The sequence below is a fragment of the Ochrobactrum sp. PL_is501 genome (genome assembly GCF_055816895.1).
The window spans coordinates 1-12,521 of record NZ_JBVPGR010000020.1 but is presented as its reverse complement, the minus strand read 5'-3'; the positions used below and the strand labels follow the sequence as shown (position 1 = coordinate 12,521).

Below are 12,521 nucleotides of genomic sequence, written 5' to 3'. Positions count from 1 at the left end.
CAGGGCATGGCGGAATTCACCGCGCCGGATAGCCGTTTTCGTGAGCCGGAATAGCTTTCAGATAGGCGGCAATGGCGTTGCGGTCCGCCTCGGCAAGATGGGCCATATTCGCAACCACATCGGTCATCGATCCGCCGAGCGAATCGAAATCCGGGGTAAAGCCGCTCTGCAATGCATAGGCGATGTCTTTCGCGCTCCAGCCGCCAATGCCCGCTTCGTCCGGGGTGATATTCGGCACAACGCCTTTTTTGCCGTCACTGCCGGTCTCAGGCGACACGGCACCGGCAAGCCACTTGCCGGTCTCCACTCCGCCAATCGCATTGCGCGGCGTGTGGCATTCGCCGCAATGGCCAAGCGCTTCCGTCAGATATTGGCCGCGCTTCACCTGATCGGAGGCGTTCGCGATTTCCACCGCTGGCTGATCGGTCAGATAAAGCTGTTTCCACAGGCCAAGCCCGCGGCGAATATTGAAAGGGAAGGACAGCTTGTGCGGTGCCGCGACATTGTCGGATGGCGGCAGCGTTTTCATGAAGGCGAAAAGATCGGCCACGTCCTGCGGCTGCATTCTGGCATAGGATGTGTAGGGGAAGGACGGATAAAGATGTTCGCCGCGCTTGCCGACGCCTTTCAGCATGGCATTGGCGAAATCATGGAGCGTCCAGGTGCCAATCCCTTGCTCGGACGGGGAGATATTGGGCGCGATGAATGTCCCGAAATCCGAAGTCAGTTCATGCCCGCCCGCCAGAACCTTGCGCGCATCGCCCGTCGCACCCGGTGCCGCATGGCAGGAAGCACAGCCGCCCGCCCAGAAAACCTGCTCGCCCTTGGCGGGGTCGCCCGGCTTCATCGCGTCCAGCACCGTCTGGTCAACCTTCTGAGGCGCCGTCAAAATCCAGAAAGCCGCCGCTCCAGCTACGGCCACGATGCCTGCGGCATATGCCAGTTTTCGGATCATTCCACCCGTTCCCGTATGCGGTTCCGGTATTAGAGCGCCGTGCGTCCTTACGGACGCACAAAGGTAGCTCCAACCTATTGAATCTAAGAGCCTGTTCCAAAAGTCGCCATGCCGGTCGGCAAATGGCAATTTTCTGCGTTTCGGTGCTCATGTAGCTTTCTCAGACGCATAGTCCCGAAAAGTCTGCAACTTTTCGGGACTATGCTTGGAAGCACACTGCGCTCCGGTACTCGAAAATCGCCATTTTCGCCTCGGCCTGCCGCTTTTTAATTCAGGCTCTAAGCATCGTGCTTTCCGAAAATCGATTCCGATTTCCGGGCCGATGCTCTAGCGGACCGCTTTGCACATCTGCTCAAAATGAATTGGCACACCGAATGTTTCCGTCCGGTGTGCCCGGTGTCAACCGTGAAGATCAGTCTTTCTTGACGCGATAGGCCTGATGGCACGAACCGCAATTGGCGGCGACCTGCTGGAAGGCTGGCTTTAACGCATCCAGATCCTGCGGCTTGGCGGCGAGAGCAGCAGCGGCATCGGCCCGGAATTTTTCGACATGCTTGACGAAATCGTCCTTGTTTTCCCAGATTTTCGGCGAAGCTTCGGTATCGCCCTTATCCGAACCGGCGGGGAACAGCGCATCCACATCCAGCTTTTTGGCATCGGCATCGATCTTTTCCAGCGCCGCAAGCGCCGTGGCCGCATCGAAAGGCTTTTCGCCCTTGATCATGGGAGCAATCGTCCCGACCGAACGCCCCAGATCCTTCATGATCGCCTCGCGATCAGCGATGACGTCGGCTTGCGCCACGCCGGCAACCAATAGCGCCGCAGAGCTGACAGTCAGAAAAAACAAACGCATGCGATCCTCCGCATTTAAAAAATTGAACAGAATTCGTCCCTTGGTTCAAATATCCGATACAATCCCGGACATTGCAATCATGACACCGGCCAAATCCCCAAGGCAGCAAGTATCATTTTGAATCTGTAGCGGTTATTACATGCGGTTCACGTTATCGTGATAAACATGACTTAAATTCTATTGTTTTATACTCCGGATGAGGCGGCTGCTCGTGAATCAATGTCTAATCACCGGGGCCAAACAAAAACGGCCCCGGAATCCGGGGCCTTTTCTGAAGGGCATGCAAGGCTTGATCAGACGAACTGGCCAAGGCCCGGAATCGCGCCGATGACGGCATCAACCGGTTCGTCACCGGCCTTTTCCTTGGCGAAGCGGATGGTTTCCTTGGCAACGCCGGAAATTTCACCCATGCCGAGGCCCGCGCCCATCAGCTGCGAGCCGAGGCCCATCACGCCGCCCATCAGGCCGGACAGGAAGCCGCCACCCTTGACCTGCGAAATCGCTTCTTCAGCGCCCGGAAACGCTGCCAGAAGCTTCTGGACTTCCGCTGCCGGACCTTCCTTCTGCAGGAAGGCGAGGATCATGCCGACTGCCTTTTCTGCCGTTCCCGCATCGATGCCAACTTTGGAGGTGATGCGTGCGATCAGTTCTTCCATGGAAACTCTCCCAAAAATCTTACGTTTACGTAATATGCATTCTCGCCTTCGCTTTGCAAGCGGCTGTATGCCAAAATATTAGGTGTGCGGTCCCGAAATGAGATGGTGCGGGATAATTACGCCGTTTGAATTTCCTGCAGTTCCAGCTCTTCGATCATGACCTGCCGCATGACGAATTTCTGGATTTTGCCGGTCACGGTCATCGGAAACTGATCCACGAAGCGGATATGAGCCGGAACCTTGTAATGTGCGATCCGTTGCTGGCAATATTCGGTGAGTTCTTCCTCAGAAAGCCGGGCGTCCTTGTGCAGCTTGACCCAGGCGCAGATGATTTCGCCGAACTTCCGGTCCGGAATGCCAAATATCTGCACATCGCTGATCGCGGGATGGGTAAAGAGGAATTCCTCGATCTCGCGCGGATAGATGTTCTCGCCGCCGCGAATGATAAGGTCCTTGATGCGCCCGACGATGTTGCAATAGCCTTCTTCGTCTATGGTCGCGAGGTCTCCCGTGTGCATCCAGCCCGCATCGTCAATGGCTCCGGCTGAACTTTCCGCGTCGTTCCAATAGCCGCGCATGACGCTGTAGCCGCGCGTCAGCAATTCGCCCTTTTCGCCGCGCGGCACGACCTTGCCGTCCGCATCGACGATCTTCACCTCCAGATGCGGGTGAATGCGCCCGACCGTGGAGACGCGCCGCTCCAGCGGATCGGTCGTCGAACTCTGGAAACTGACCGGGCTTGTCTCGGTCATGCCATAAGCGATGGTGATTTCGCTCTGGTGCATCTCGCTCACCACGCGCCGCATCACTTCGATGGGGCAGGGCGATCCCGCCATGATGCCGGTGCGCAGGCTTGAGAGGTCGAAGCGGCTGAAGTCCGGGTGATCCAGCATCGCGATGAACATTGTCGGCACGCCATGCAGGCCCGTGCATTGCTCTTCCTCGACGGTCTGGAGCGTCAGCAGCGGGTCGAAACTGTCGTTGGGGATCACCATGCAGGAGCCATGGGTGACGCAGGCAAGATTGCCCAGCACCATGCCGAAACAATGGTAGAACGGCACCGGAATGCAGAGCCGGTCCTGTTCGGAAAGCTGCATCGCCTCGCCGACGAAAAAGCCGTTATTGAGGATATTGTGATGCGAGAGCGTCGCGCCCTTCGGGCTGCCGGTCGTGCCGCTGGTGAATTGAATATTGATCGGGTCGTCAAATTGCAGTTCTTCGGCAAGCTGCACCAGTTCTTGTCTGGTGACGTCATCGCCGGATTGGGCGACTTCGTCGAAATTCAGCATGCCCGCCGTCTGCTCCGTGCCGAGCCGGATCACGCATCGCAGTGAGGGAAGCCGCCCGGACATCAGATGACCGGGCCGGGCTTCATCGAGTTCAGGCGCAATGCTGCGCAGAATATCGATATAGTTGCTGGTCTTCAGCGACGGTGCGAGGATGAGTGCGGCGCATTCGACTTTGCCGAGCACATATTCCAGTTCATGCGCCCGATAGGCCGGGTTGATATTGACGAGGATCAGACCCGCCTTGGCGCTCGCAAACTGGGTGAGTATCCATTCGAGATTGTTGGGCGACCAGATGCCGAGCCGCTCGCCGGGGCGCAAGCCTATCGCGAGAAAGCCTTCGGCAAGTTCGTCGGTGCGTTGCCTGAGTTCGGAATAGGTCAGCCGGATATTCTGGTGCCGGACGATGACGGCTGGACGATCGGGATATTGTTCCGCGATCTGGTCCAGATGCCGGCCGATCGTGTTGCCGATGAGGAGCTTGTCGCTCGCGCCATGGACATAACTGGGAACAGAGCTTGCCTGCTGCATTTTCGATCCTCCCAAACCGAAGATGACGCCGAAGGCGACGCATCAAGTAATGAGAGGATGCCATCCGCAGGGCTTCATGAAAACCGCAGATTTTTGGTCGGGGTCAGCGTTTCGTGCAGCGGACGAGCGTTGCAGCACCGGCATTGGTGTATTTGCTCTGCATCGTATAGAGCCAGCCCTTGCATTCCGACAGCGTGGTGAAGCAGCGAACCCGGTCGATCGGGATCAATCCGTCGCCGCCGGTGAGGAAGGGCGAATCGTCCACGCCGCTGAACTGGCCGACAATGATGCCGCTGCCGCGTCTCGGCACATTGCAGCGCTGGCCCGCATATTCGCTCACATCCTTGCGCACCTGCGCTTCAGCCGAAATCGGCAGCGCGACAAGGCCGGAAACCGCAAGCGATGCGGACGTGAGGCAAAGAGCAATCAGCTTACGCAGCATCGAATTCTCCCTGAAAAGACCAGCTATGAAACAACTTCACAAGTAGAATAGTACTTTTTCTTCCAATGAGAAGCATCGCACCCTTAAAATAGGGGTGCGATGCCTTGTCTGAAATCAGAGCGTGTCGCCTGCCTTGCCAGTCACCTTGAGCGCAAAGGCATGGGTGTAGGCGACTTCCTCCAGCCGCGAGAAGCGGCCCGAGGCTCCGGCATGGCCCGCATCCATATTGATGCGGAACAGGACCGGATGGTCGTCGGTCTTCAGTTCGCGCAGCCGGGCAACCCATTTGGCGGGCTCCCAATAGGTGACGCGCGGATCGGTAAGCCCCGCCACGGCCAGAATGGCGGGATAGGCCTGACGGCTGACATTATCGTAGGGCGAATAGCCCGCAATCGTCCGGTAATCGGCTTCCGAAGTGATCGGGTTGCCCCATTCCGGCCATTCCGGCGGGGTCAGCGGCAGCGTGTCGTCCAGCATCGTGTTCAGCACGTCGACAAACGGCACTTCGGCAATGATGCCGCCGAAGGCGTCGGGCGCCATATTGGCAATCGCGCCCATCAGCATGCCGCCTGCCGAACCGCCATGGGCGACGATGCGGTCATGGCTGGTGAAGCCTTCTGCAACGAGGTGCCTCGCGGCGGCGATGAAATCGGTGAAGGTGTTCACCTTCGTGTCGCGCTTGCCGTTTTCGTACCAGGCGAAACCCTTGTCCTTGCCGCCGCGGATATGGGCGATGGCATAGACGAAGCCGCGATCCACAAGCGACAGCCGCGAGGTGCTGAAGCTCGCCGGAATTGTGATGCCATAGGAACCGTAGCCATAGAGCAGGCATGGCGCAGAGCCATCGAGCCTGGTGTTCTTGTGATAGAGCAGGGAGACCGGCACCAGTTCGCCATCCGATGCCTTGGCGAAGACGCGGCGCGTGACGTAATCCTGCGCATTGTGGCCGGACGGAACTTCCTGCGTTTTCAGGAGCTTCCGCTCCCGCGTGCGCATATTGTAGTCGAAAAGCTGTTCCGGCGTCGTCATGGACGAATAGGAGAAGCGGATTACATCCGTATCATATTCGGCGCTGCCGTGAAGACCGAGCGAATAGGCTTCCTCGTCAAAGGCAATGGCGTGTTCCTCGCCGGTTTCGCGGTCGCGGATCACGATGCGCGGCAGGCCGTTATCCCGCTCCATCCAGACAAGATGATGCTTGTAGGCCGAGTGCGACAGGATCAGCCGTCCCGGCTTTTCCGCCACGACCTCGACCCAGTTTTCCGGCTGCGGCGCGCTGGCGGGCGCCTGGCATATCTTGAAGTCCTTGGCGCCATCGGCATTGGTCAGGATGTAGAACACGTCGCCGCCGGGCGCGATGTCATATTCCGTGCCGGTCTTGCGCTTCATGACGAGCTGCGGCTTTGCCGCCGGGTCGCTGGCGGGAAGCAGCCAGCATTCCGATGTTTCATGGTCATGAATGTCGATGAAGATATAGTCGTCCAGCGCCGAGCCGCCGACGCCGAGGAAAAAGCCCGGATCTTTTTCTTCATAGATCAACCGGTCGTCTGACTGGTCTGTGCCGATCTTGTGATAGAAGACCTTGGATGGCCGGTGGTTTTCATCAAGGCGCGTATAGAAGAAGCCTTCGCTTCGCGCATCCCAGGCGCCGCCGCCATTGGTATCGGTGACGATATCCTCAAGGTCCTTCATCGAAGTGAGGTCGCGGACTTTCAGCTTGTAGAATTCCGACCCCTTGTCGTCATAGCCCCAGATCAAAAGTTTGTGATCAGGCGCATGGTCGGCGGAGGCGAGGCGGAAATATGCCTTGTCCTTGCCTTCGACATCGCCGTCGAGAAGAATGGTTTCCGCGCCGCCATCGCGGGGCGTGCGGATGAAATAGGGCTGCTCGCCGCCGGTGCGATAGGACACGCCATAGGCGTAGGGGCCATCCCTTGAGGGAACGGACGAATCATCTTCCTTGATCCGCCCGCGCATTTCTGCAAACAGGCTTTTTTGCAGCGCTTCCGTGTCTTTCATGAGCGCTGCCTGATAGGCATTTTCGGCTTCCAGATGTGTGCGTATTTCTGGGGCAAGAACCGAAGGGTCCTTGAATACTTCCTGCCAGTTATCTGCGCGCAGCCAAGCATAATCGTCGGTGCGGGTGATCCCGTGGCGGGTGTCATTGACCGGATGTTTGGCTGCGTGCGGCGGTTGCGGTTGGGAGGAGCTTTGAGACATCCATAGTTCCGATGAAAACTGTTTCGATTTGCTGCAAGGCCCGTAAGCCATGCGTTCTAGTGGATTGGATTTCACGTTTGAATCCCGGCTGACATAGATGCTGTTTCAAACGTCAAATTCCTGGTGGTCTTTTGGATACCAACATTTGCTCAGCGCTTGAACCAAGGGATGCAAATGTTGGAATCAGACCGCTAGCGGGTGATACTGGTGTTTATATAGTTGCGCCAAAAGGCGAAAGCGAGTTGATTCCGTTGAAATATATTTGACCAATGCCTTTTTGAGGCCCGATTTTGCGGCCAAAAGCTACTGAACGGAAACGGGTTAGTCTTAAGCCTCGTACAAGAAAACTTGAGGGAAAAAAATATTGCTAGCGGCGCCCGAGCAAATTAAAGGAATCCCGGCAGCGAACTGCGGCTTCATCCTTATCCTGTAATAAATGACAGGGGAGGCAGCGCGAACACATCGTGTTTCATAGTTTCCCTATTCCGGCGAGGTTGAGTTCTGGTTTTTGTATTTGCCGATTCAAGAAGAAAGACTTGTTGTTAATGTAATGTGGTTTGACAATTCTATTGCAAATGACATTATCAACTGATATCCGCAATCGGGAATGAATGCGGCAGAGTTTTGGAATACGTAGCGACGATGGCAGGCGGGGATCTCCAGTCGTCGATTACGCAACAATAAGAAGTAAAAAGGAAATCTGATGGAAAATCTGGACACGCACGACGAGAGCGCAGAACTGCTTCTGAGCCTTACTGCAGATGTTGTGGCTGCATATGTCGGCAATAATTCGATTCGCGCCGGTGAACTGCCGCAGCTGATCGCTGAAGTGCATTCTGCTTTCAAGCGCCACGTCGAACGCGAGGAAGCGCCCGTCGTGGTTGAGAAGCCGAAGCCGGCAGTCAATCCGAAGAAGTCGATTCATGACGACTACATCATCTGCCTCGAAGACGGCAAGAAGTTCAAGTCGCTCAAGCGTCACCTGATGACCCATTACAACATGACGCCGGAACAGTACCGCGAAAAGTGGGATCTCGACCCGAACTATCCGATGGTCGCTCCCAACTACGCCGCTGCGCGTTCGCGTCTGGCGAAGAAGATGGGCCTCGGCCGCAAGCCGAAGGAAGCTTAAGCGCTCTGACATTCGAGCGCACTGCGCTTTGCCGCGTCTATTCTTGAGCGTTTGTTGAAATGGCCGTTATCGTAAAGCGCAAGCTCGACGATAACGGCCATTTTGCTTGAACCCGCTTTTCCCGAAACGCCGTCTCCATCAAGCGATCCGGTCAAAAGCCTGTTTCAATGCAATGTGCCGGTTCAGGTCATAACTCCAGTGACCGCGCATTCCTTTCAGTCGTTCCCTCTCCATGAGGCGCGTCAGGCGCCGCTTGGTCTGTTCCTTTTCTTCTTGCGATGCTTTGAGAACTTCATCGAGATCGATCCCGGCGATAATCTGCAAGGCGATACGCTGCATCGCAGTCAGTTGATTCTGTTTTTGCCGGTCAAAAAACAATTTGCGGGCATGTTTGAGATCCGCTTCCATCGTCACAATCCTCATTTCTGGGTGTGAACGAGCATGAGCCTCGCCAGATGGTGTTGGATAATATTCCTAGATTTTACCCGCAAATTTCGGTAGAATAGCCATCAATTGCACCCTTCGCGGGGCGTTAGTGCCATGCTTACAAGGCTTTAGCCTATCTTAGAAACCACGAAATTAAGCATGCAACGCAATCCATTCTACAAAACTTATCCACTCTTGCATTTTCCTCCGTATAAGAAGATATTCCTATTCTGGCGAGGGAAGATGAATGTCTTTGGAACTATCGGATGTCATTCACACGCGGGCAGAAGCTTTCGAAGCATTGAAGCTGCTGGCAGCAAGGCATGGTCGCAACCTTAGCCTGGCAATGGAGGAGGGCTCCGCGGACCGGTTGCGGCAGCGGCACAATGTAGCGTTGTGCGATGCCCTGATTGATTTGCTTGTAGCCATGTTCGGGGTTTCCGGCACCGAATTGCGTTCTCCCTTGCGTTGCAGGCGCGAGGTTGCGCGTGTCCGGCAGATCGGCATGTATGTCGCGCACACGGCATTCGGCTTGGCCATGCGGGATGTGGCCGTGGGCTTTGCACGGGACCGCACCACGGTAATGCACGCCTGCCATCTGGTGGAAGACATGCGTGACGATACCGAATTCGATGCGATCGTCTCGACCTTCGAGCGCATTGCGCAAAGTGCTTTCGCGGAGTGGAGGATGGCGGCATGACCACCCAACTGTCAGTGTCCGAAGCGAGAATTATACGCTTTCTGAAGGGCGGGTCCTGCGAGGTTCAGGATTCGGTTCGCGCCACGCATGTATTACTCGCGGCGGATCACGGGACCATTGCGGCTTCCCGCTCCGAACTGAAGGCCATGCATCAAAAGGAATTGCTGCGCTGGGAGAATGAACGCCTTGTTCTGGCGCAAGGCGCTGCCGGGAGCCAGAAGAAGCGCTGCAAGCCATCACCCGTTCCGGCAAGGAAAACCCTGACCGTGGAGTATGAGCAGGGCGAAAAGGTTGAGATCAACCCGGAAGAGTCGCCGCTCGCCATGCTCTACCGGCGCAAGACCGCGAGCGGTTCTTCCTTCATTTCGGAAGACGAGTTTCTTGCAGGCGAGCGGCTGCGTGCCGACTTCACGCGCGGCTCGCTCATGCCTTCCATCACGATGCGTTGGGACACAAGCGTCAGGAGCAGGGCGAGCGGGTCGGGCGGTATGGCCGAACTGACGGATATTGCGCTTGCCAGCCGCGTCCGGGTCGAGCGGGCGCTGGAGGCAGTCGGACCGGAATTGAACGGTGTTCTGGTCGACGTCTGCTGCTTCCTGAAAGGTCTTGAAACTGTGGAGCGCGAGCGGCAATGGCCTGCACGTTCGGCCAAGATGCTGCTCAAGGTCGGCCTTGCCGCACTGCACCGGCATTACAACCCTCAGCCTGAAAAGGAGCGGGGAGGCGGCGCCGTCCTGCATTGGGGGGCCGACGACTATCGCCCCCGGCTGCAGCCGCAGAACAAGTGACGCGATCTCCCTCATTGACACTCCATTGGGGCGGGGCTATCGCCTGTGCCAAACAAGCCTGGCAGGCCTGATGGGGAAGTGGGGAGAAATCACATGAATTCGGTACGGGATCGGCTGGAAAGCATCCTGTCGCGGCTGGAAGCGCGGGCAGGGAATGAGCGCGTTTTCAGCAAGGTTTATGCGCAACAGGCACGTGCCGAGGCGGATGCCGCCGATGCGCGCCTGCGCGACGGGCGCGCTGTCGGGCCGCTCGACGGGCGCATTGTTTCGATCAAGGATCTTTTCGATGTTGCCGGAGAGCCGACGCTGGCCGGTTCGGTTATCCGCCGTGATGCCGCGCCTGCGACGCAGGATGCAACGATTGTCCGCCGTCTGCGCGAGGCAGGTGCGGTTATCGTCGGCAAGACCCATATGACGGAATTTGCCTTCACGCCGGTCGGCCTCAATCCGCATTATGGCGAGCCGGGCAATGCGATTGACCCTACGCGCATTCCGGGCGGCTCGTCGTCGGGTGCGGCAGTCTCGGCTGCGGAAGGCACGAGCGAAATTGCCATCGGTTCGGATACGGGCGGGTCGGTGCGCATTCCGGCGGCGCTGAACGGCATTGTCGGCTTCAAGCCGACAGCCCGGCGCATTCCGCTCGACGGCGCTTTTCCGCTGGCGCCATCGCTGGATTCCGTCGGTCCTCTGACCGGCACGGTGGCTGACGCCATTCTAACCGATGCTGTGATGGCAGGCGAAACACCGGTATTGCCCGACGCGCTGCCGCTAAAGGGGCTGCGTGTTGCGCTGCCGAAGGGCTATCTTCTGGCGGATATGGAGCCGGATGTGGCGAAACATTTCGAGGCATCCGTCGCACTTCTTGAAAAGGCGGGCGCTGTCATTGCCGATCTGGAAGTCGATGATCTGATCCAGCGCCTGCGCGAAGCAACCCGCGTCGGCTCCATTGCAGGCATTGAGGCAAGCCATGTTCACGCATCGACATGGCTTGGCGATCCCGAGGCCAATGTCGACATCCGCGTGAAGCGCCCGCTCGCCGTCCGCATCAAGGTGCCGATGGAAACCTATCGCGGGATTATGGAAACGCGCGCGGCGCTGGTGCGGGAAATGGACGAGCGTTTGAGCCAGTTCGACATGTTCGTGACGCCCGCTACGCCGATTGTTGCGCCGACGATTGCCTCGGTCAGCGATGACGAGGCCGAATATGACCGTGTGGAAGGGCTGCTCCTGCGGGATACACAGGTCGGCAATCAGTTCGACCTTTGCAGCATCACCGTGCCCATGGCGGGCATGACGCTGCCGACCGGCTTCATGCTCACCGCGCGCGGCGGCACGGACAAAAGGCTGCTGGCCGCAGCCCTGTCGGTGGAAAAACTGTTAGGCTGACTCTTTCGCCAGTTCCGCTTCGCGGCGGATGCGCGCTACCATGGAACGCAGACCATTGGCGCGCTGCGGGGTGAGGTGCTCGTCGAGACCGAGCTTTTTCAAAATGGCTTCGGGGTCTATCGTCAGAATTTCCGAAGCCTTGCGGCCCGAGTAAAGCGCCAGCACGATGGCCACCAGACCGCGCACGATATGTGCATCGGAATCGCCCAGAAATTCGATGACCGGATCGGCGCCGTCTTGCGGCAGCGTTTTCAGCCAGACCTGGCTGACACAGCCCTGCACCTTGTGCTCTGCATCGCGCGCATCGTCGGGATAGGGCGGCAGTTCCTTGCCGAGATCGATGACATAGCGATAGCGGTCTTCCCAATCATCGAGAAATTCGAAATCGGACATGATGCTATCGATGGTCGTGGTCATGATACTCGCCTGAAAGAAGTTTCTTGCCGCTTATATAGTGATGAAACGTGGCAAGGTCACGGAAAACTAGCGTTCAATTGCGCCGGTCGCGCGACGATCCAGTGCGCGCAGGGCGTCTTCCCGCGATGTCGGGATGGGAATGCCGGTTGCGGCCTGTGCAGGCGGAAGCGCTACCGGTTCCACTTTCGCAGGCGGTTGCGGCTTGGTGCCGAAACGGTCGCTCAGATATTCAAGCGCGACACGGCTTCCTTCCAGAAGTCCGCTTCCGGCGCCGGAAACCAGCGAGGTTCCGTTCTGGCAGAAGGACGGGTTATCGATGCAAAGCTTGCCCAGCTCCACCGCGGTTTTGCCATTGGCGAGAAGCTGGCCGATTGGATCAGGTTCCCGCTCGGTCGTGGCAATGGCGGGTTTCTCCTGCGGCTTGTTCTGCTCATCCGCAGGGAAGATGCGTGGCATCACAAGAAACGCCAGCGTCAGCCAGAATGCGGATTTGAGGAGAAAACGGATCATTGCCTTGCTTCTGTTGCGGTGTGTCGGCGTCAATGTCCGATGAATTCGAAAAGATTCCGTAACCGTTCGGTTTGAACGTTAGGCTGTAGTGACGAATTAACTTACGGTTCGGCGTTGGTGTATTTTTCTGCTGAACAGGAGAAACGACCGCATGGAGTTGTTCCTCCATAAGGGAGTTTCGACGCATTCAGAGGGAAAATACACCACGTCGCTTCGCGA

13 protein-coding genes and 1 pseudogene are annotated in these 12,521 nt (G+C 57.5%); 4 read left to right on the top strand and 10 right to left on the bottom strand.

The features are described from left to right. Positions 1-16: 16 nt before the first annotated feature. From AC0TOF_RS01420 to AC0TOF_RS01395, 6 genes are all read right to left on the bottom strand, one after another. Positions 17-955, bottom strand: a complete 939-nt coding sequence (locus AC0TOF_RS01420) for a c-type cytochrome (protein ID WP_473766946.1) — start codon at positions 953-955, stop codon at positions 17-19. Between the two features lie 412 nt (positions 956-1,367). Beyond that, positions 1,368-1,808 (bottom strand): c-type cytochrome, encoded by a 441-nt coding sequence (locus AC0TOF_RS01415; RefSeq protein ID WP_473766945.1) that lies wholly within the window; start codon positions 1,806-1,808, stop codon positions 1,368-1,370. Between the two features lie 293 nt (positions 1,809-2,101). Next, complete coding sequence (locus tag AC0TOF_RS01410; RefSeq protein ID WP_473766944.1) at positions 2,102-2,464, bottom strand: DUF2267 domain-containing protein; 363 nt, start codon at positions 2,462-2,464, stop codon at positions 2,102-2,104. 116 nt (positions 2,465-2,580) lie between these two features. Then, positions 2,581-4,281, bottom strand: coding sequence for an AMP-binding protein (locus AC0TOF_RS01405; RefSeq protein WP_473766943.1), 1,701 nt, complete (start codon positions 4,279-4,281; stop codon positions 2,581-2,583). 103 nt (positions 4,282-4,384) lie between these two features. Beyond that, positions 4,385-4,723: a hypothetical protein gene (locus tag AC0TOF_RS01400; protein ID WP_473766942.1), complete on the bottom strand. Its 339-nt coding sequence runs from the start codon at positions 4,721-4,723 to the stop codon at positions 4,385-4,387. A gap of 114 nt (positions 4,724-4,837) precedes the next feature. Next, positions 4,838-6,943, bottom strand: a complete 2,106-nt coding sequence (locus tag AC0TOF_RS01395; RefSeq protein ID WP_473766941.1) for a S9 family peptidase — start codon at positions 6,941-6,943, stop codon at positions 4,838-4,840. Between the two features lie 703 nt (positions 6,944-7,646). On the opposite strand from AC0TOF_RS01395, the gene AC0TOF_RS01390 reads away from it, so the two are divergent. Continuing rightward, positions 7,647-8,075 (top strand): Ros/MucR family transcriptional regulator, encoded by a 429-nt coding sequence (locus tag AC0TOF_RS01390; protein WP_122003292.1) that lies wholly within the window; start codon positions 7,647-7,649, stop codon positions 8,073-8,075. Between the two features lie 138 nt (positions 8,076-8,213). On the opposite strand, the gene AC0TOF_RS01385 is transcribed toward AC0TOF_RS01390, so the two are convergent. Then, positions 8,214-8,483, bottom strand: a complete 270-nt coding sequence (locus tag AC0TOF_RS01385; RefSeq protein ID WP_122003293.1) for a cytoplasmic protein — start codon at positions 8,481-8,483, stop codon at positions 8,214-8,216. Between the two features lie 271 nt (positions 8,484-8,754). Here AC0TOF_RS01385 and AC0TOF_RS01380 point away from each other — a divergent pair, with 271 nt between their 5' ends. From AC0TOF_RS01380 to AC0TOF_RS01370, 3 genes are all read left to right on the top strand, one after another. After that, entirely contained in the window at positions 8,755-9,201 is a 447-nt protein-coding gene (locus AC0TOF_RS01380) for a helix-turn-helix domain-containing protein (protein WP_122003310.1), read from the top strand. Then, positions 9,198-9,989: a DUF6456 domain-containing protein gene (locus AC0TOF_RS01375; RefSeq protein ID WP_473766940.1), complete on the top strand. Its 792-nt coding sequence runs from the start codon at positions 9,198-9,200 to the stop codon at positions 9,987-9,989. The genes AC0TOF_RS01380 and AC0TOF_RS01375 overlap by 4 nt, the downstream gene beginning before the upstream one ends. Positions 9,990-10,082: 93 nt before the next feature. Continuing rightward, on the top strand, positions 10,083-11,375 hold the full coding sequence (locus AC0TOF_RS01370; RefSeq protein ID WP_473766939.1) for an amidase: 1,293 nt from the start codon (positions 10,083-10,085) through the stop codon (positions 11,373-11,375). Here the strand turns inward: AC0TOF_RS01370 and AC0TOF_RS01365 are convergent. The 3 genes and pseudogenes from AC0TOF_RS01365 to AC0TOF_RS01355 all read right to left on the bottom strand — a co-directional run. Beyond that, positions 11,367-11,792, bottom strand: a complete 426-nt coding sequence (locus tag AC0TOF_RS01365; protein ID WP_122003296.1) for a SufE family protein — start codon at positions 11,790-11,792, stop codon at positions 11,367-11,369. The two genes, AC0TOF_RS01370 and AC0TOF_RS01365, sit on opposite strands and share 9 nt — an antisense overlap. 66 nt (positions 11,793-11,858) lie before the next feature. Then, positions 11,859-12,302: a hypothetical protein gene (locus AC0TOF_RS01360; protein WP_473766938.1), complete on the bottom strand. Its 444-nt coding sequence runs from the start codon at positions 12,300-12,302 to the stop codon at positions 11,859-11,861. A 67-nt stretch (positions 12,303-12,369) separates the two neighbouring features. Then, positions 12,370-12,471: pseudogene (locus AC0TOF_RS01355) on the bottom strand (PaaI family thioesterase); the annotation flags it as partial. Between the last annotated feature and the right edge of the window lie 50 nt (positions 12,472-12,521).